This window comes from Levilactobacillus wangkuiensis, assembly GCF_016861605.1.
Classification (GTDB): domain Bacteria; phylum Bacillota; class Bacilli; order Lactobacillales; family Lactobacillaceae; genus Levilactobacillus; species Levilactobacillus wangkuiensis.
Map to the genome: position 1 here is coordinate 184,607 of NZ_BOLM01000005.1, position 19,603 is coordinate 204,209.

General features: G+C 54.9%; 15 protein-coding genes. 6 read left to right on the plus strand and 9 right to left on the minus strand.

Going from position 1 to position 19,603, the window contains the following annotated elements; all coding sequences use genetic code 11:
* Positions 1–10 precede the first annotated feature (10 nt).
* On the minus strand, positions 11–580 hold the full coding sequence (locus JUF13_RS05600) for an SLOG family protein (RefSeq protein ID WP_203638320.1): 570 nt from the start codon (positions 578–580) through the stop codon (positions 11–13).
* 1,620 nt (positions 581–2,200) lie between these two features.
* Between JUF13_RS05600 and recU the strand changes: the two genes are divergently transcribed.
* Together recU and JUF13_RS05610 are read left to right on the plus strand one after the other, a co-directional pair.
* Positions 2,201–2,803: a Holliday junction resolvase RecU gene (gene recU, locus JUF13_RS05605; RefSeq protein ID WP_125762473.1), complete on the plus strand. Its 603-nt coding sequence runs from the start codon at positions 2,201–2,203 to the stop codon at positions 2,801–2,803.
* Between the two features lie 45 nt (positions 2,804–2,848).
* Positions 2,849–5,170 (plus strand): transglycosylase domain-containing protein, encoded by a 2,322-nt coding sequence (locus JUF13_RS05610; protein ID WP_203638322.1) that lies wholly within the window; start codon positions 2,849–2,851, stop codon positions 5,168–5,170.
* A gap of 63 nt (positions 5,171–5,233) precedes the next feature.
* Here the strand turns inward: JUF13_RS05610 and JUF13_RS05615 are convergent, their stop codons facing one another.
* From JUF13_RS05615 to JUF13_RS05645, 7 genes are all read right to left on the minus strand, one after another.
* Positions 5,234–6,166 carry a LacI family DNA-binding transcriptional regulator gene (locus JUF13_RS05615; protein WP_203638323.1) on the minus strand — a complete coding sequence of 311 codons (933 nt, stop codon included), beginning with the start codon at positions 6,164–6,166 and terminating at the stop codon, positions 5,234–5,236.
* A 24-nt stretch (positions 6,167–6,190) separates the two neighbouring features.
* Positions 6,191–6,994 carry a Cof-type HAD-IIB family hydrolase gene (locus JUF13_RS05620; RefSeq protein WP_203638324.1) on the minus strand — a complete coding sequence of 268 codons (804 nt, stop codon included), beginning with the start codon at positions 6,992–6,994 and terminating at the stop codon, positions 6,191–6,193.
* A 134-nt stretch (positions 6,995–7,128) separates the two neighbouring features.
* On the minus strand, positions 7,129–7,326 hold the full coding sequence (locus tag JUF13_RS05625; RefSeq protein WP_203638325.1) for a hypothetical protein: 198 nt from the start codon (positions 7,324–7,326) through the stop codon (positions 7,129–7,131).
* A gap of 301 nt (positions 7,327–7,627) precedes the next feature.
* The gene (locus tag JUF13_RS05630) at positions 7,628–8,332 is read right to left on the minus strand and encodes a DnaD domain-containing protein (RefSeq protein WP_203638326.1); all 705 of its coding nucleotides are present in this window, start codon (positions 8,330–8,332) and stop codon (positions 7,628–7,630) included.
* Between the two features lie 76 nt (positions 8,333–8,408).
* Positions 8,409–9,587, minus strand: a complete 1,179-nt coding sequence (locus tag JUF13_RS05635) for a pyridoxal phosphate-dependent aminotransferase (protein WP_203638327.1) — start codon at positions 9,585–9,587, stop codon at positions 8,409–8,411.
* A 24-nt stretch (positions 9,588–9,611) separates the two neighbouring features.
* Positions 9,612–10,115 carry a cell wall elongation regulator TseB-like domain-containing protein gene (locus JUF13_RS05640; RefSeq protein ID WP_203638342.1) on the minus strand — a complete coding sequence of 168 codons (504 nt, stop codon included), beginning with the start codon at positions 10,113–10,115 and terminating at the stop codon, positions 9,612–9,614.
* A gap of 49 nt (positions 10,116–10,164) precedes the next feature.
* A complete protein-coding gene (locus tag JUF13_RS05645; RefSeq protein WP_203638328.1) occupies positions 10,165–13,005 on the minus strand; it encodes a helicase C-terminal domain-containing protein in 2,841 nt (946 codons plus the stop codon).
* Positions 13,006–13,754: 749 nt separating this feature from the next.
* On the opposite strand from JUF13_RS05645, the gene mvk reads away from it, so the two are divergent.
* The 4 genes from mvk (at position 13,755) to fni (ending at position 17,993) form a co-directional block, all read left to right on the plus strand.
* Positions 13,755–14,702, plus strand: coding sequence for a mevalonate kinase (gene mvk, locus JUF13_RS05650; RefSeq protein WP_203638330.1), 948 nt, complete (start codon positions 13,755–13,757; stop codon positions 14,700–14,702).
* The gene (mvaD, locus tag JUF13_RS05655) at positions 14,699–15,670 is read left to right on the plus strand and encodes a diphosphomevalonate decarboxylase (protein ID WP_203638331.1); all 972 of its coding nucleotides are present in this window, start codon (positions 14,699–14,701) and stop codon (positions 15,668–15,670) included. The genes mvk and mvaD overlap by 4 nt, the downstream gene beginning before the upstream one ends.
* Before the next feature lie 198 nt (positions 15,671–15,868).
* Positions 15,869–16,942 (plus strand): phosphomevalonate kinase, encoded by a 1,074-nt coding sequence (locus tag JUF13_RS05660; RefSeq protein WP_125762458.1) that lies wholly within the window; start codon positions 15,869–15,871, stop codon positions 16,940–16,942.
* A 13-nt stretch (positions 16,943–16,955) separates the two neighbouring features.
* A complete protein-coding gene (gene fni / locus JUF13_RS05665) occupies positions 16,956–17,993 on the plus strand; it encodes a type 2 isopentenyl-diphosphate Delta-isomerase (protein WP_203638333.1) in 1,038 nt (345 codons plus the stop codon).
* Between the two features lie 125 nt (positions 17,994–18,118).
* Here fni and JUF13_RS05670 read toward each other — a convergent pair whose 3' ends face one another.
* The gene (locus JUF13_RS05670) at positions 18,119–19,483 is read right to left on the minus strand and encodes an RsmF rRNA methyltransferase first C-terminal domain-containing protein (RefSeq protein ID WP_203638334.1); all 1,365 of its coding nucleotides are present in this window, start codon (positions 19,481–19,483) and stop codon (positions 18,119–18,121) included.
* Positions 19,484–19,603: the final 120 nt, after the last annotated feature.

Below are 19,603 nucleotides of genomic sequence, written 5' to 3' on the forward strand. Positions count from 1 at the left end.
ATACCAGTTTTTACTCAAATTGGGAACCATTATTTTTATTTTCTTGATATTCGTTGGCACTTTCTTGTAACCAATCCATATCTATCAGCGTTAGGGGGTAAGCATGTTGCTCTTGAAACCGCGTCACAGCGCGATAATCATACTTAGGTTTCCCTTCAACCTCTAAATCATAAACCATTGCGGCCTCATCTGTATGGGATAACATAAATTCTTGATAGTTTCTTAACTGTTGGGGCCCATGATAGGGTTGTTCACTAACTGACTGGTGAAAATCAACCTGGCTCGCCAGCTGCGCATACAGGCCACGGTTATTCTCATTCCAGTTACCGCCAAACTCAGCAAATGGCGTCATCATCGCAATTTTCAATTCCGGATAGTCCGGCTTTAACGCCAGGCCCACCTCAATCGACCACTGCTCGACCCCTAGCTGACCACCCGTGATCAACCAGTCAGTCCCATCTTCAATCTTACCGATCAGCATTTTTCTCAATGCATCCTTGATGACCAGGAGCTTCGGGTCTTGATTGCCAAAAACACCCAGTTCATAACTGCGGTAGCCCGTCAACCATAACCGACTCATCTCGCGGCCTCCTTTACCGGTACCTTACCAGTGTAGCGAAAAAATCCGGCCGACGCAATGAAAAAAGCAGATAGTTGGTAAAACAAGTTTTTTGTAGCGCCTCCGGGCTGGTGAAAACTGGGCCGTGACGCTGTGGGCGCGCGTCCGAAGCCTGAGGTGCGGTCTTCGGACTTACTTTGAGCCTCATAACCCGAGTCTCAAAGATAGCAGTTGCCTAAGCGGGTTTCCCGCTTAGGCAACTCCCACGGCTGAGCCCATTTTCACCAGCCCTGCGGCTTACACTTGTTTAGCCCGCAACTATCTGCTTTTTTCTTGCAGTCGACTTGTTAGCTATTTTTTCTAATTCATTGATCTTAGCCGTAAACACTGACTAAACTCAGACGGTCTTAGACCAGATCTCCATTCTATCTTCCTTACACCCGCTAACCTGATAGCTCAGCTAAGACCGTCGACACAGCTGGGCACCTTGCACCTCTGGTCACTGACATCATCCTCGCCAGCTCACTTTCACCAGCCCTGCAGCTTCCACTTGTTTGGTCCGCACCTATCTGCCCTTTTCTTGTCGCCAGCATGTTCCAGTTACATTATCCAATCGCTTTGATTCATTAGTCTTGAACGCATATACTGACTCAATTCAGACTGTCTTAGCCCCAAATAATATTTTGTCTTCCGTTCACACTCATCTAGTTTCATTTTTAATGCTGGATTAACGTCATCATTCAACTTTGCTTCCACAAGTTCAAATCGTCCGCGATTTCCAATCCGAGTAAGAATTAAATTTCGTTTAGCGTTCTACACTTAAGAAGAACTTCATCACCACTGACCCGCAATTCTCATTTAGAGCGTAACCAGTTTTTTCTTACGGCGATTCCCTAAAACTACACAGCTTACTTCTATAGAAGTTTGATTTGACTCAATGCTTATCGGGTGAGTCAGAACTACTTAGCCCCCCCCGCTCTTCATCAATTCAACCCACACTTCAAAGAAAAATAATAACCGCCTCACCACAAACATCATTTTTACGCTGTCTTCCCCAACCAAATCCCACCTAAATCAGTCCACCCCGCAACCATTCACTTAAGTTCCGTTTAAGTTCGGTCGTTTTGACCATTTATAGACCAGTTAGAGTTTTTATTTCTGGGTCAGCTTGGTATAATATCAATAACTGGGCCACAATCCCATTCGACCAGTTGCTTAAAAATATCACGCCCGCCTTCACGCGTTGACTAACCTACTATGTCATAACAAAGTACAGGCTTAGTCGTTACCAGCCCACGCAGCTGACGGCCAACACGATGTCAGCCGCAGAGCTAGTGAAAATGTGCCCGTTGTGGGAGTGACCAGAGGTGCGCCAAGGTCCCCGGCTGTGTCGGTGCTCTTAGCTGAGTGAACTTCTCAGGTTAGTGCACGGGACAACCTTTGAGACCGCTTCTCAGGCTCAAAGTTGAGGTGGAAGCCCGCCTTTCAGGCTGGAACCGGCCCCATAGCCGGGGACCTTGAGCGCACCGTCGGGAACGGACGCAACGCGGCTCATTTTCACCAACCCGGAGGCGCTGTAAAGAACCAATTTAAAAGTCAACTGCGAATGGGTGGTTGCAAGGCAAGGAGGGTGAGGAGTCAATGACTATTCGGTATCCCAATGGGAATGCCTACCAGGCACCAGCAGCAAAGACGGGGCCCAAGTTCCCCAGCACCTACACCAACTACGGTAAGCGAGGCATGACGCTGGAAGAGGAGCTTAACGAAAGCAATACCTACTATGAAACCACCGGGGTTGCCGTCGTTCATAAGAAGCCCACGCCCATCAAAATCGTCAAGGTCGATTACCCCAAGCGTAGCGCGGCCGTCATCAAGGAAGCCTACTTCAGTACGGCCTCCACGACCGACTACAACGGGGTCTACCAGGGCCACTACCTGGACTTTGACGCCAAGGAAACGCGCAATCAGTCGTCGTTTCCCTTGAAAAACTTTCATCAACATCAGATCGATCACATGCGGGCTTGTACCGCTCAAGGCGGCATCTGTTTTGCCATTATTAAATTTGTCACCCGCCATGAGGTTTACTTGTACCGTGGGACCGACCTGTATGATTTCTGGGACGCACAGTTAAAGGGCGGCCGTAAATCCATCCCCTACGCAGAAATTGCGGCGAACGGGATTCAGATTACCGCCGAGCTCCAACTGCCGATTCCCTATCTCAAAGCCGTGGATCAGCTTCTCTAATCGTTTCATCCGAGCTGACCACGTTTAAACACAAAGGAGATTACCATGTCTAGTAACAATACCCCTCGACAGACGCGTATGAGTCGTAACGCCGAGCGTAAGCCAAGCGGTCCCAAGAAACCGCATACTGGCTGGCGGACCTTCCGCCGAATTCTCTTCGTCATCGTCGCCATTGGCGTGTTTGCCATTCTGGCCGGCGCTGGCCTGTTCTTCTTCTATGCGCAGAGTGCGCCCAAGATTTCCGAGGGTGCCCTGTCCAGTGACACCTCGACGCGAGTCTATGATGCCAACGGTACCGTGATTTCGCGGCTGGGCGCTCAGAACCGGAACTACGTGAAGACCAAGAACATCCCCGACACCTTGAAAAATGCCGTCGTTTCTACTGAAGACCGGCGTTTCTACAAGAACAACGGGGTCGACCCCATCCGGATCATCGGGGCCGCCTTCGCCAACGTCAGTGGGTCTTCCCTGGGGATGCAAGGGGGCAGTACCTTGACGCAACAACTGGTCAAGCTGTCTGTCTTCTCCACCGCCGCCTCCGACCGAACGCTGAAACGTAAGGCCCAGGAAGCCTGGTTAGCCCTCAAGGTCGACCACGACTACTCCAAGGACCAAATTTTGGAATACTACATCAACAAGGTTTACATGGGCAACGGGGTCTACGGGATGCAGACGGCCGCCCAGTACTACTACGGCAAGACGCTAAAGGGCTTGGATCTCGCCCAATTGGCCCTCTTAGCCGGCATGCCACAGTCCCCAACCAATTACGACCCCACCACGTATCCGGCCTTAGCGAAGAAACGGCGGGACCTGGTGTTGGAGGCCATGGCCAAGAACAACGCCATCACCTCTGCTCAGGCACAACAAGCCGAGGCGACCAGTATTACCACCGGCTTGGTCAAGTCGCACAAATCGACCAGTACCAGTGCCAAGACGACCAAGGTCATCGACGCCTACCTCAAGCAGGTTTACGCCGAACTGAAGTCTAAGGGCTACAACACCACGACCGGTGGGTTGAAAGTTTACACCAACCTGGACATGGGCGCCCAAAAGCAACTGTACAACATCGTCAACGGGACGGCCTACGTGGCCTTCCCGTCCGATAAGTTCCAAGTGGGTTCCACGATCGTTAACCCGAACAACGGGAAGGTCGTCGCCATGATTGGTGGCCGGAAGACCGGGAACGTCACGTTTGGCCTGAACCGAGCCGTCCAAAAGGACCGGTCCAGTGCTTCGACGGCTAAGCCACTGATGGATTACGGTCCCGCCATCGAGCACCTCTACTACCCAACTTACGAACCCGTGAAGGATACCGCCTTTACCTACCCAGGCACGACGCGGAACCTTTACGACTGGGACCGCAAGTACCAAGGGACCATTACCATGCGTAAGGCCTTGGTTGAATCACGGAACATCCCCGCCGTCCGGACGCTGCAAAACGTCGGTATCAAACGGGCCACCTCCTTCCTGAGTGGTTTAGGGATGGACTTTGATAAGACCCTGACCCTGCAAAATGGGATTGGCCTGTACATCTCCTCCGAACAAGAAGCCGCGGCCTACGCTGCCTTCGCGAACGGCGGGAACTACTACAAGCCATACCTGGTCTCCAAGGTCGTCACGCAGGATGGGAAGGCCCACAAGTATTCCGCCACGCCTAAGCGAGCCATGTCGGCCGCGACGGCGTTCATGCTGACGGATATGATGAAGGGCGTCATGACCAATGAAAATGGGTCCGGGCGTTCAGCGGCCATTTCCGGGCTGTATCAGGCCGGAAAGACCGGGACCGACTCCTACCCTGACGATTACGCGGACAAGGTGCCTGACGGCGCAACCATGGACTCCTGGTTCACCGGTTACACCAAGAACTACGCCATCTCCGTTTGGACCGGATACGACAAGCAATTCCAGACCGGCCACTACGTGAGTGAAACGCAGACCACCATTGCCCAAGAAATCTACAAGTATGAAATGTCCTACCTGGCCAGCAAGTCGACGAACTCCGACTGGACGGCCCCAAGCACCGTGACCGAGACAACTCAAAATGGGAGTAAAGAATACTACATTACGGGTCACGCCGGGACGGTCGCGGACACCACGGCTACCAGCCAATACGGCTCAACCAACACGACGAGCTCATCGGCCTACAGCAACAACAGTCAGGTCACAACCAACAACAATACCACACAGGCCAGTTCTTCCACGACGGAATCCAGCACCAGTAAGGAATCCTCGAGCACGGAACAGACGCCTGGTGGCGATGGCAACGATGACGGGGATGATACGGGAACCACGTCAACCGAATCATCGTCGGCAACGACCACTGAGAAGAGCAACTCAACGGCCAAGACCACTGACGATAACAAATAGCCTCAGTGAACACGAAGCGCCCCACCGAATTTTTCGGTGAGGCGCTTTTTAAGTCCCATTTATTTAGCGGCACAACAACAGGTCGGCCGTGACGGGCACGCTGGCCACTCGCCCCGTCGCCGCCAGGTCAAAGGCCGCGGCCCCGATTTGACGAAAATGGTGGTCGATTGTGGGTAACCCCAGAAGTTGGCCCGACACCTGATTCTCCTGACCCATCAAGGCCGGTGCTGTTCGGTGCTGATCCAGGTACCCCTGCCGAATGCCGGTGGCGATGTCATCCCCGTTGCTAAAAATATAATCTAAGTCTGGGGTTTTGGCCAGGTCAGCGGCGACGCGGTAGCCGTCCTGATAGGTGGTCACGTTCGTTTCGACGATAGTGGGAACACAGCCAAAGACCCGTTTAAAGGCCGCCAGGGTCGCCCGACTCGTAGCGCTCAGGGAAGCGTCACGACTCAGCGTCAGGGCAATGTGCTGGTAGCCCTGCCCCTTCAGCCAACGAAACGCTTGTAGATAGGCCGCTTCACGCTGGGAATAGGCCGCCGCCAAGGGCTGGGTCCCCGGATCTTCGCAACAGACCACGGCGCCGTATTGCTGAGCCGCCACCAGGTCCGTCAACGGAATCGCTCGTGACGTGAAAATCAAGGCGTCAAAGGCCTTGCGGTGCAGTTGGGACAGGTAAGTCCGTTCTAGGGCCGCGTCGTACTTGGACTGGAGCAGAACCACGTTATAGTCGGCCGCAAACGCCGCACCGGAAATACCGTTCACAATTTCCGTGAAGAATGGCGCATTCAAATGGGGCACCACCACGCCAACGTTGGCCGTGCGTCCCTGACTCAGGTCCCGGGCAATGTCATTGGGCACGTAATCCAACTGGGCGATGACCGCCTGAATCTTGGCCGCGGCGGTCGCCGACACGTACCCGCTGTGATTGAGGGTCCGTGAGACCGTCGCGGGTGAATACCCGGCCTGCCGGGCAATGTCCCGAATATTTGCCATGATCATTGCTCCCTTCCGTCCGAGTTAATCCGCTAATTTCAGGTAATGCCGCATCCCGTACACGACGCCATCCTCATCATTGGTCTTGGTGACGTAGCGGCCGGCTTCCTGAATCTCGGCGATGGCGTTGCCCATCACGACGGGCGTCCCAACTGCCTGGAGCATGGGCAGGTCGTTGTGACCGTCACCAAATGCCGCGGCATCCGTCGCGTCAAGTTGCTGTTGGGCTAACAGATAGACCACGCCTTGCGACTTTAAGGCCCGCTGACTGGTGATTTCCAGGTAGGCCTCGCCGGACTGTTGGATGTTAACGGGTAAGCCTAACGCCGTTAATTGCTGCGCTAACTCTAGCCTAACCGCTGGTGCGCTGACAATCAACATAATTTTCATCAGCTGCCGGCTCTGGGCGAGTTCGGCCAATGACTGGCGCACCACCACCGGACTCTGATGCGTCAGCGATTGCTCGTGTAAAATCCCCGCGTCCACTCGCTGCGTATACCAGGTCGTCTGGTCGTAAACACTGACGCTGACCGCTGGAAACGTCCGTTCAATCAGTGTGAGCAACTGTACGCTAGCCGCCACTGGCAAGGCGTGCTGAACCAAGGCCACTCCAGTCACCGGGTCAAAGATCAGGCCCCCGTTAAACGCAATCTGTGGGGCCGTCAACTCCAACTGCTGAATCGCCGTGGCCATTTCCAGTGGGGCCCGGGCCGAGACCAGGGTGACCGGGACGGGGCTGGTGCGCACCGCCGCAATCGTGCCCTCACTCAGCTCGCCCGTACTGGTTAATAGCGTTCCGTCCATGTCCGAAAAAATTTGTTTGATCACGTCGTCCACTCCTCTAATTTTCTAACTGGCTCTAGCTTACCGTGTGGAACGCGTTTCATAGCAAGTGCCAAAAGAAAAAAGTTTAGACCAGCCCAATTGCGGGCAAGTCTAAACTCTCTTCTTTTGCCTAGTTCTTAACCTTTAACCCACCACTTCAAAAAATTAATAGGTGGGTTTTTGTAGGTCATCATCATCCGAATCAGTGCCAGGAGCGCCAGGCTTCCAATCAAGAGATTGAAAAACCAATCATATTGAAACGCTGGTTCTGTAAAAGCAGCTTTAAGTTTGAAGGCAAACAAAACCAGAACCCAAAACCTAACTGACTTGAACATACTAGGACCTCCCTCCAAATCAAGTGACGATAACACAGGGTGTGTTCAAACGACCTACGCTATAAATACCACCAATTTGAAGAATTTGTTAGAGAAACATAAAAAGAATCACCTGATGATTAATTGACTTTACTTTAGTCACAAAAGCCTTACCCAACAACCTAATCCGGTTGCTGGGTAAGGCATTTAGTGAGGTATAAAATCTATTTTAACTTGTTCGCTGCAAGTCCCCCAAGGAATGAGGTCCATTGGCAAACTTGCACCTTTTCGTTAGCTAAATTTCCCCAACACGTCTTCAGACTTAATTATCCGTCAACTTAAAGATTGGCACATCGGGGATCCCCCCGTCCGGTTGCCCATTGGTCGTTGGTTTGGCCGTGTGTCGGGGTTCCTGCCGTTCCTTTTCCCGTTGGACCTGGGCGGCCGTCTTCAGATTCTTCCGTTCCCAGCTCAACAGGATGCGGTCCATGTATTTCAGACTGTAGGCCTGACTGAGGACGGCTTCCTTCAAGGCGAGCTGAATCAGCTCTGGGCGATAATGGTCCTGGTCCAACCACTGGGTAATGCTTTCCATTTCCAGGGGCGATAGCGGCCGGCCAAATTCCGTTTCAATCTGATTGAATACGGCGGAACGGTCATTACTGACGGGGGCCTTGGCCGCCTGCTGGGTGGTCTGAGCCGCTAATTGACTCAGTTTTTCCGTTAACAATCGAAAGTCGTAGGCGTCCTGCTTCTGGCCGTCGGCACCAATCACGGTCGTAATCGTCATCAATTTGTGACTGATCATTTCGTGTAGCAATTGGTAAACCTTTTGCTTATCCCAGCCTAAATGAGCCGCCATCTCATCGGCGTCCGGCAGCTTGGTGCCCTGGTCCATGTAACGCCGCAACTGGAGGAAGACCAGGAGTTGGTCCGTGGTCATCCCCACCTCGCGAAAGTGATCGAGCAGGTAGTTGGCCACACTGGTCTGACCCGCCTGCACGTAACGTTGGATAAATTCATCCATGTCGAAGCCTCCTGAAATTTTAGAATGAAAACGACCGAACCCAGCAGTTGCGGTTCGATCGTCAGTTTAAGTCAAATTAACGTGTCATAAAGTCTTTGAGTCGCGCCATCGCCGTTTCCAACGACTGTAAATCCGTGGCGTAACTCAGCCGAACGTGACTCGGCAGGCCAAACGCCTTCCCGGTCACCAAGGCCACGTGCGCCTGGTCCAGGATGGCGGCAACCAACTCATCGGTCGAGGCCAAGCCCTTTAGCTGCACGGCCTCACTCACGTCGGGAAATAGGTAAAAGGCCCCCTGGGGTTTGTGGTCCAGTTTGAACCCGGGAATGGCCGTCAGCAACGGATAAATCGTGTCTAACCGTTCCTGGAAGGCGGCGCGCATCTCGGCAACCGGCGCTTGGTCCCCGGTTAAGGCGGCCAATGCGGCGGCTTGGCTCACGGCGGCAGCGTTACCCGTCATGTGGGACAACACCGTCTTCAACGCGTCGATGATCCAGGTTGGCCCAACGGCATAGCCAATCCGCCAACCGGTCATGGCGTAGGTCTTGGAGACCCCGTTGACCAGCACGGTGTGGTCGGCCACCGCCGCGCCCAGCGTCAGCATGGACGGTGAGGGGTTAGGCCCCGCATAGATCAAGTCGCCGTAAATTTCATCGGCCACAATGATCAGGTCGTGGGCCACCGCCCAGTCGCCAATTGCCTTCAGCTCAGCCTTGGTGTAGACCAGACCACTGGGATTTTGTGGCGAATTTAACACAATCGCCTTGGTAGCCGGCGTCACGGCGGCTTCTAACTGTGCCGGGGTGACCTTCAGACTGGCCGTCGGGGCTACCTCAATCGGGTGACCACCGGCCAGCTTGACCTGTTCGCTATAGCTGACCCAGTAAGGCGCCGGCAACAAGACATCGTCACCGGGATTCAAGAGGATTTGAAAGAGGGCATACAGCGCCATCTTGGCCCCCGTCGTGATGACGACTTGGTCGGCCGTCACCGTGACGTGTTGGGTCGCTAACAAATGGTCGGCCACCGCTTGGCGCAGGGGCAAGACCCCCGCCGTCGCCGTGTAGCCATCCACCTGATTGGCCCGAATGGCTGCGATGGTCGCGTCCTTAATGGCTTGGGGCGTCGGGAAGTCCGGCTGACCCACACTTAAATTGATCACATCGACCCCGGCGTCGCGAAGCTCTTGGGCCCGCTGGCCGGTCTTCAAAGTTGCGGACGGTTGAACCGCCTGCGCCCGATTTGCTAATTGCATCCACGCACACTCCTCACCACAAACTTAAATATTTGAAATCTGTTGGAGCACCTTCCCGTTAGAATACTGGAAGGTGATGTAGCACAATTTACCACTCTTATTTAAATAGCTGACCTGCCAAGCGGGCTTGCCGTTAAAGACACACATTGCTGCGGACAAGACCTTCTTGGGGTTCTTGTTCCAGACCTGTTGCAACACCGTGTTCCGTGAAAGACCGGCACTCTTCTTAAGCACCGTCACGTCCTTACCGGTCTTCGGCACGATGGCGTACACGTCCTGGTTGGCCTTGTTCTTACCGGCAACCGTGTAGTACGTGGTGTCCAGGTTCGTCCAGTAAAACTGGCTGGTACTGGTCAAATGACCGGATTTTTTAGCGACAGATTCCGCGTAAGCCTGGTTCTGACTCAGCGGCTTGGTGGCCTTGTTCACCATGTAAGCCCCCGTAATCAGAATAACCAGAATCACGAGCAGAATGCTCAGCAATACCCAATGATGGGGTCGCTGGCGTCGTTGATACTGTTGTCTCATCAATTTTCCATCGGTCTCCCTTGTCTAATTTCACTCTTTTTCAATTATATCAAACTTCGGGTGGCGTCACGGGATTGTCCGGTTTATTTTCGAAAAAATTAACTAAACCTTGCGCAATGGCGCTGGCATCCCCCGTCGTCTGCGGCAGTTCGGCCGGCAACGCCCGTAAAATACTTTGCCCGTAATGTTTCTCGAGCAACCGTTGATCCAAAATGACCACGGCCCCGCGGTCATGCGGCGTCCGAATCAGCCGGCCAATTCCTTGGCGCAGCTTCAACGTCGCTGCTGGCAGGGCGGCACTATAGAATGGATTCTTCCCGGCCGCCTCGAGCCGCGCGTAATTGGCCTTGACGAAGACCCGGTCAGGCGAGTCAAATGGCAGGCGCGTCACGATCAACAATTCCAGTTGTTCCGCCGGCAGGTCGATACCCTCCCAAAAGCTGGCTGCCCCCAGGAGAATGGCGCCGTGACTGGTGGCAAACCGTTTGGCGATCCGTTCACGACTGCCGCTGATGCCCTGCGCAAAGATTTCGCGCTTGGCAAATTCCGGCTGCGCACAGAGTTGTTGGTAGACCTGTTCGATCACGCTGAGCGAGTTGAACAGCACTAACGTCTGCTTATCCACCGCCCCCGCTAGCTGGCTAATCGCCGCCGTCAGGTAGGTCACGTAATCGGCCGGGGCAATGCGACTCAGGTTCGGGCCGGCATCGCTGATAAAGAGTTCCGCCTGGTTCGCGTAGTCAAAGCTGGAGCGCATCCGGTGCGTCACCGTTTTCTCGCGGTCCAGGTCAAATTGGTCGAGGACGTACTGCGACCGGCCGGAGGAGAACAACGTCCCCCCGGTCAGGAGAACTGGTTGGAAGCCGGCGTATAAATGGTTGCGCAGGAACCCTTCCGTGGCTAACAGGCCACTCGCCAGTTGGAGACTGTTGCGGTCACCCACGTGGTTGATGGTCAGCCAGAAGAGACTGGCCGGGGCCTGCTCGACCACCTGCCGTAGAATCATTAACAGCCGACTCATTTGGTCGTCAAATAAGTGAATCCGGGTGTCGACCTGTTCAAACAGGTAACGTTCGGACGCCGCAAACCGTTCGCTCTGTTGGTCAAAGCGGTGACGCAGGTCATTCAGGGCTGCCAACAAGTCGTCGGTCGCCGTGGTGGCGGTGGCCATGGCCGACCCCTTAGCCAGCTCATCGGCCAGGTCCGCCGCTGGAATCAGCTCTTCAATAATTTGATTGTGATTGTTGGGGCGTTTAGCCGCTAAAAACCGCAAGAACAGGTGGTTGACTAACTCATTCAACGCTGTTTCTAGAGTCTCGCTGGCGGCCAAAATACCGTGCAGCGTGCCCACGGCCCCGGCATCTCCGGCAAATAAATCGAGGAGGCTCGGACCGGTCTCACGACTAATATCGCGGTCGATATGGTGCAGTTCATTAATCAATTGGGCAAATTTCACCTGGGTCCGCCGCTGTTTCAGCGTGCTGTCCGGTAAATGTTGGGCCTCATCGACCACCAAGTATGGCCGGTGCAGGCGTTCGCCCAGGTCCAGCGCATGCTCACTCAAGTAAGCGTGATTGACAATGACAAACTGGGCCTGTTCCATGCGTTGGTCCCGACGCCGCAAGAAATCATCCGCGTAAAATGGATTGTCCGCGGTGACCGACCCCTCGTGGATAATTTCCTGAAAGTATGGCGCCCGGTACGTGGCCAGGTGTAATTCGTCTAGATCTCCGGTCGTGGTCATGGTCAACCACACCAGCAGGCGTAGCTTCAAGAGTTGCGTTTGCTTGGACACCTCGGCCACCTTTAACGTGGTTGCGAAGCGCTGGAGGTCCAGGTAGTGGCGACTCCCCTTGACCAGCACGGCGTTCACGGGGAACGGCACGATGGACTTTAGGAGTGGCAGCGTTTGGTCAAGCAACTGTTCTTGTAACAGCGTCGTGGCCGTACTAATGACCACGGGCCGTCCCGTTTGCCCCAAATAGGCCATGGGCAGCATGTAGCCGAGACTCTTTCCGATACCGGTCGGCGCCTCAACGATCATCTGCTTGACGGGGTGGCGGTCACCCTCGGCGTAGTTGTTGTAAATGTAGTTCATCATCTTGGCTTGTTCCGGCCGCCATTCCAGGTTGTCCGGCATCAGCTTTTGTTTTTGCTTCTTAGTCTTCGGATACTTGCTGGGCTCGGCCAGCGTGGTCGGGGCATCACTCCCCGGTTTACGCAGAGCCAAGCCGTTTTTCACGTAAAGATAATCCGGCAACTTGCGCGGCTGTTGTTCATTCAGTCCCCGTGCCACGTCAAAAAGAGCCGCCGTTTGTAGCGGTAGTTCCGGATGCAGATCAATCATGCGTTGCAGCGTCACCTGTGGCAGTGCCCGCAACCGCCGAAACAGAAAAATAAAAAGTTCCGCCGTGGCACTGGCATCGCTGTCCGCAGAGTGCGGATTATCGTGTTCAATGTTAAACAAGCCACTCAGGTCTCGCAGCCGAAAACTAGCGGCCGTGGGCAAGAGAATTTGACTCAGGGACACCGTGTCCAACGCTTCAATCGTCAGCTCTGGATAGCCGACGCGACTGAATTCTGCGTTAATAAAGGGTAAATCAAAATTGACGTTGTGGGCCACGAAGACCGTGTTCGTCAACAGACTGTAAAGGGTCCCGGCCACGTCGTCAAACAGCGGCGCGTGTCGAACCCGGCGATTCGTGATTCCCGTCAAGCGGGTAATGGCTTGGGGAATCTCTCTGAGCGGATTCACGTCCGTCTCAAAATGATTAATAATTTGATTATGCTGGACGAAGACGCACCCAATCTGGATAATGCGGTCGCCATCTGTCACACTGGTTCCGGTCGTCTCAATATCGACTACCGCGTAAACCGTGTCTTTATCCATATATGCTCACCAATTTCTGCACAATTTGCGATAATAACTGGCACTATGATACACCACTTACGCCGCCAACGCCACGACTGACTGCGCCATTGGCTAAATTTTCGTGAAATGTTTACTTTGGTGGTTCTGGCGCCTCCGGAATAGAAAAAATGAAAAGCAACTAATTGTTGACAGGCCGTTCCCGCCGGTGGGATCAAGGTGCCCTGCTGTGGGGTCGGTTCCAGCCTGAGAAACGGGCTTCCACCTCGACTTTGAGCCTGAAATTCACAGTCTCAAAGGTCGTCCCATGCTCTAAGCTGAGAAAAACCACTCAGCTAAGACCATCGACACAGCTGGTCACCTTGGCCCACCTCTGGTCACTCTACATAGATCATTCATTTTCTCCATCCCTACGGCGAACATCCTCGGTAACCATTACGCAAATTTCCCCACCGACTGCTGTCAGTCTATCAGGTTTCTATTCTCTAGCTGGACAAAACGTTTGGGTTGCATTCAACGTGACCTAATGGAAATTAACGCGATAGCTGGTGGTCTCTCAGGATGCCGGCGCCCCGTCCATCATGGTCCATTCTGGAGGCACTAGCAACGACCAATTTCTAAGTAACTGGATTAGCAGGCAAACTTTCTATAGAAAGGGTTAATTTTTCGTCGATTTCCGGATTTTGACTGCCAAAGCTAGCGCAACGCCAATCAGTAGAGTATGATATTTTTTGGTAAGTAAATTCGATGCAGAAAGTGAGCGAGATAACTTGGGTAGAACGGCAATCGGTAAAAGTAATGCCAAAATTATTCTCATTGGGGACCATAGCGTGGTGTACGGCCAGCCGGCCATTGCGTTACCCCTGCCCTCAGTCACGACTCAGGTGGTCATGCGTACTGCCAACAACGGCCAGACCATTACCAGTCGTTACTTTGACGGGCCCATCGCTCAAATGGGACAAAACTTAGCGGGCGTGGCGGCCCTGATCACGACGTTGCTCGACCGGTTCGACGGTCAAACGACCCCATTTACCATGGCCATCACCAGTGATCTCCCCGCCGAACGCGGGATGGGGTCCTCCGCTGCCGTGGCCGTGGCCATCACGCGCGCCATGTACCGCTTCTTCCAGCGCCCCCTCAACCGCGAGCTATTGCTGAGCACGGTTGATATCGCTGAAAAAATTACGCACGGGAATCCCAGCGGCATTGACGCCGCCACCGTCAGCTCCGACGTGCCCATCTGGTTCGTCCCCCGCCAGGAAACGTTACAGATTCCCTTTACCCTGCGCGGCTACCTGGTCATCGCCGACAGCGGCATCAAGGGTCAAACGGGTCAGGCCGTGGCCGCAGTTGCCCGGCGGAAGATGGCCTTCCCCCAGGAGACTACGCAACAGATTCAACGTCTCGGCGAACTCAGCCACCAGGCCCGCATTGCCTTAGCCACCCCCGATTTGATGCATCTCGGTCAGATCATGACGGACGCGCAACGGCAATTAAAGGGACTAGGCGTCAGTTCACCTGAGCTAGACAAGTTGACCCAAGTGGCTTGCCAAAACGGCGCCTTAGGGGCAAAATTGACCGGTGGCGGTATGGGTGGCTGCTTGATTGCCCTCTGTCCCGATTTAGCCACGACCCACCAAGTTGAAGATCACCTACGAGCTGCCGGCGCCACGGAAACGTGGACGGAGGCTTTTAACCTTGAGGAGGAACACCAATGACAGCGGTCACCGCAAGAGCGCACACCAACATCGCCCTGGTCAAATATTGGGGCAAGGCCGACACCAAGCTGATGCTGCCGCAAACCAGCAGTCTATCGCTAACACTGGACCAATTCTACACGGATACGACGGTCGACTTTGTGAGCGACCTGACCGCTGACGAAGTGGTGTTAAATGGCCAGGTACTGACCCCCACGGCCAGTCAAAAGGTCCGCCACGTGCTGGACCTGGTTCGCCAACAAAGCGGTGAGACGCGGTTTGCACGGGTCAACTCGACCAATCACGTGCCAACCGCGGCCGGTTTAGCTAGCTCTGCCTCCGCCTTTGCGGCCTTGGCCGGCGCAGCTAGCCGCGCGGCAGGCCTCACGCTGTCACGCACGGACCTGTCCCGGTTGGCCCGGCGTGGCTCTGGTTCTGCGACCCGGTCCGTCTTTGGGGGTTTCGTGGAGTGGCAAGCCGGCACCGACGACGCGACCTCGTTGGCTGTACCGTTTCAGGAACAGGTCGACTGGCCGATTGCCATGGTCGCCCTGGTTTTGGACCCACGCCATAAGAAGGTCAGCTCCACGCAGGGGATGCAAAGTAGTGTGACCACGTCGCCCTACTATCCGGCCTGGAAAACGGTGGTGGCCGATGACTTAGCGGCCATCAAGCCGGCTATCTTGGCCCAAGACTTCACCACGACTGGTGAGATTCTGGAAGCTAACGCCATGCGGATGCACGCCCTGACGTTGAGTGCCAACCCACCGTTCAGCTACTTTAACGGCGAGAGCCTAGCCACCATGCAAACGGTCCGTGATCTGCGGGCCAGCGGCGTACCCTGTTACTACACGCTGGATGCCGGCCCCAACGTAAAGGTCTTCTGCCAAGAAGCCGACCTCCCCGCCGTCACGACGCGCTTGGCCGCCCAATTTGGCGCCGACCAGGTCATCGTGGCCCATCCCGGACCCGGCATTGCTTTTCTTTAAAGTCATTTAGACAGGGCTGAGTGTTAGAATTCCGTTCAAGATCAGCCACCAGCTAAATGCATACTTAATTAATACTGAGATTTAATCATAGTACCCAGAACATGTTGCACTACTTTTCACCAGCCCGGAGGCACTGACTCCCTCACATTAAAAACCTGATTCACCTAAAAGATTTGTCACAGAAGGGACCTGATTTTTTTGATTTCCGCGCAAGCACCCGGAAAACTTTATATCGCTGGCGAATACGCCGTGGTCGAACCTGGTTACCCGGCAATTATTGTTGCCCTCAATCAGTTCGTCACCGTCACCATTACCCCCAGCCAGGACTACGGGCGGATCGCGTCCAAACAGTACCAGGAAAACTCGTTGTACTGGCAGCGTCAAGGCAGCGAACTCGTCTTTGACAACCGCGATAACCCGTTTCATTACATCCTTTCGGCCATTCGGTTGACCGAACAGTACGCTCAAGCGCTGGGCAAGCCGCTGGCAATGTATCACCTGAACGTCAACAGCGACCTCGACAGCGCCGACGGCAAGAAGTACGGCCTCGGTTCCTCCGCTGCCGTTACCGTCGCCACCGTTAAGGCCCTCTGCCAATTTTACGATATTCAAATGAGCAAGGACCGCCTCTTCAAACTGGCCGCCATTGCCCATTTAGACGTGCAAGGCAACGGCTCCTTGGGGGACATTGCGGCTTCCGTTTACGGCGGCTGGATTGCCTACCAGGCCTTCGACCGCGACTGGTTAGCCTCCGCACGACGCGAGCTCACCCTGGAACAGTTGCTCGACACCGACTGGCCCGGCTTGCAAATTGAACTCCTGACGCCACCAGAATCGCTACGACTGATGATTGGCTGGACCGGGACCCCCGCCTCGACCTCCCATCTAGTCGACAAGATTGCCCTGTTCAAGGCGACCCGCCGCAAGGACTACCATGCCTTTCTTCGTGAAAGTCGCGAGTGCCTGCAGCGGATGATTCAAGGGTTCCACGACCAAGACCTCGATGCCATTCAACACGAAATCGCCGTTAACCGCGATTTGTTAAACCGCTTGGCCTGCCTGAGTCACGTCACGATCGAAACCACCCTGCTGAAGACCATGTGTGACATCGCCGTGCATATCGGTGGTGCCGCCAAGTCTTCTGGTGCCGGTGGTGGAGACTGCGGCATCGTCATCATCAACGCCGCCAAAGACCTCGCCCGGTTACTCAAGGAATGGGAAACGCGCGGCATCGAGCCGCTGAAGCTGAACGTCCACCACGTTATCGAATAAGGAGCACACACTTATGGACCTCACCCGTCACGCCCACCGCAAGGACGAGCACCTGTCGTTAGCGGAAAAATTTTATCAACCCGTTGCGGCTAGTCAGTTCGACCAGCTGCGGTTCGTGCACCAGAGCTTACCAGAAATGGCCAAGGCCGACGTGGACTTACAAACGCAGTTAGGCCCGCTGACGCTACCGGTGCCGCTCATGATCGAGGCCATGACCGGTGGCAGTCCCCGCACGGGTCAGGTCAACGCCCAACTCGGACGGATTGCCGCGGCCACGGGGATGCCCGTCGCTAGCGGCTCACAGAGCATCGCGCTCCAGGATGCCAGCACGGCCAACACCTTCACACCGTTGCGGGAGAACAATCCGGACGGCCTGGTCTTCGCCAATATCGGCGCGGGCCACACGGTCGCCCAGGCCCAGACCGCCGTGGACATGCTAGCTGCTAACGCCTTGGAAATTCACGTCAATACGGCGCAAGAAATTGTGATGCCCGAGGGCGACCGGTCCTTCCACTGGCTGGACAGCATTGGTGAGACCGTGGCGGCGCTCGACGTCCCCGTTATCGTCAAGGAAGTCGGCTTTGGCATGGCTCACGAAACGCTCGACCAGTTGGCCGGCGTTGGCGTCCAGCTAGTCGACCTGGGTGGTCGTGGCGGCACCAATTTCGTCCAAATCGAAAACTTCCGCCGCCCCGCCAAGGAACTCAGCTACCTGGACGGTTGGGGTCAAAGCACCGTTGAATCCCTGCTGGAAGCGCGGCAGGTCCCTCAACTCCAAGCAATTGCCACAGGGGGCATCCGGCAACCGCTGGACGCCGCCAAGGCCCTCGCATTGGGGGCCCGGGTCGTGGGAAGCGCGGGTCAGATTCTCCACAGTCTGATTAAAACGGATGAGGAAACGACCACCCAGCTGTTGCTGGGCTGGCAAGACGGCCTCCGAGACATTTTGACGTTACTTGGGTGCCACAATTTGGCGGCACTCCGGCAACAACAGCTTCTGCTGAGTCCTGAACTAATGAGCTATTGTCAGCAGCGACACCTCACGAACTAGCACTTATTCTCTAAATCACACAACTTAAAGACATTGTTTTAACGCTAATTGTATAGTCCAATTAAAAAAGGCGCTTGGGAATTTTCCCAAACGCCTTTTTGCCAGTCAAATTCGACTGGTTTTCCTTACATTTCATTATCGTAAACGGTGAACCGCAACCCCTTGGGGAAGAAATTCTTCACGGTCGTACCCACGACCTTACCGAACCCAACCGGTTGACTGGCGCACGTTAACAGGTACCAGCCCTTCTGCGGGGCCGTTGCCAACGTGAACGTCTCGCCGTGAACCCAGGCACGCCACTGCTCAGCCGTAATGGCCAAGGTTTGCGTCACCTGTTGTGGGTCACTGGCCAGGGCCAAAGCATAGGCCGGTTCGAAGCGATTCTTCTTGAACGTTCCCAGGTGTAACCCGGGCCGAAAGACGTGGCACTTCTTCAGGTTAGGCAGGCCTGCTGGCACGGCGAAGAGTTGGTCCTTGACCGTGACCAAATCGTTAAAGTCATTGCTGCCCAACACCTGTTGCGCAAAGTCTTGCCAGAGCTTCCGTTGGTCGCCCGTCAATGGTGTGCCCAACTTGGCCGCCCCGTGTAATGGGGCGGCTTCCCCAGCATCCCGTTCTAATTTAGCGACGAAATGGCCTTCACCCTTCATCAGATGGGGGAACAGGCGCGCCGCCTTCTTGAGTTCTGGATTGCCGTCGGCCCACTCTGGCTTGGCATCCACCACGCCACCAACCTTAGTGATCGGTGCTAAATGAAAGTCCGGATAGTTTTCCAAGACCCAGGCCATCATCTGCTCGTCTTCCTCGGGGGCAAACGTACAAGTGGAGTAGATCAACTGACCACCGGGCTTGACCATCTTCAAGGCTTCCGTCATGATCTCCCGTTGCCGGGTCGCACACTCCTGCACGTAATCCAGTGACCAGTAAGACATGGCATCGGGGTCCTTGCGGAACATGCCCTCACCAGAGCACGGTGCATCCACCAGAACCTTGTCGAAGTAATCGGGAAACACGGGACTCAGCCGGTCCGGCGACTCGTTTAAAATGATAGCGGACCGCACGCCAAACCGTTCCACGTTTTCGGCTAAGACCTTCACCCGTTTCCGGTTGATCTCGTTGGTTACCAGCAGGCCCGTGCCTTGGAGGTAACTGGCTAGATGGGTCGTCTTCCCCCCGGGGGCCGCACACAGATCCAAGACCTTATCGCCCGGTTGGGGAGCCGCCGTGGCACCGACAAACATGGCACTGGGTTCTTGACTGTAGACCGCACCACTCTGGTGCATCAACGTCCGGCCACCAACGGTTCCGAAATGGCCCAACGGTTCATAGGGGACCGTCTCCGGCGCTGTTAGTTCGGCTGGCAGGTCGTGATGGGCGGGATTGACCCGGTAGCCACTGAGGCTGGGCGTGTCAAAACTGGCAAAGAAATCGGCCGCTGCCGGTCCCAAGAGCCGTTGGTACTTCGTAATAAAATCGTCAGGTAAATTCACCGTTATTCCTCCATTTTGCTAGATACAACTAATTGTTTGCTATATAACGCGTAGTGCTAGTCGTGTAATATTTGCTGGATAGAATCTTGAATCAAATCAAATAGTATGCAAAAAGCCCGC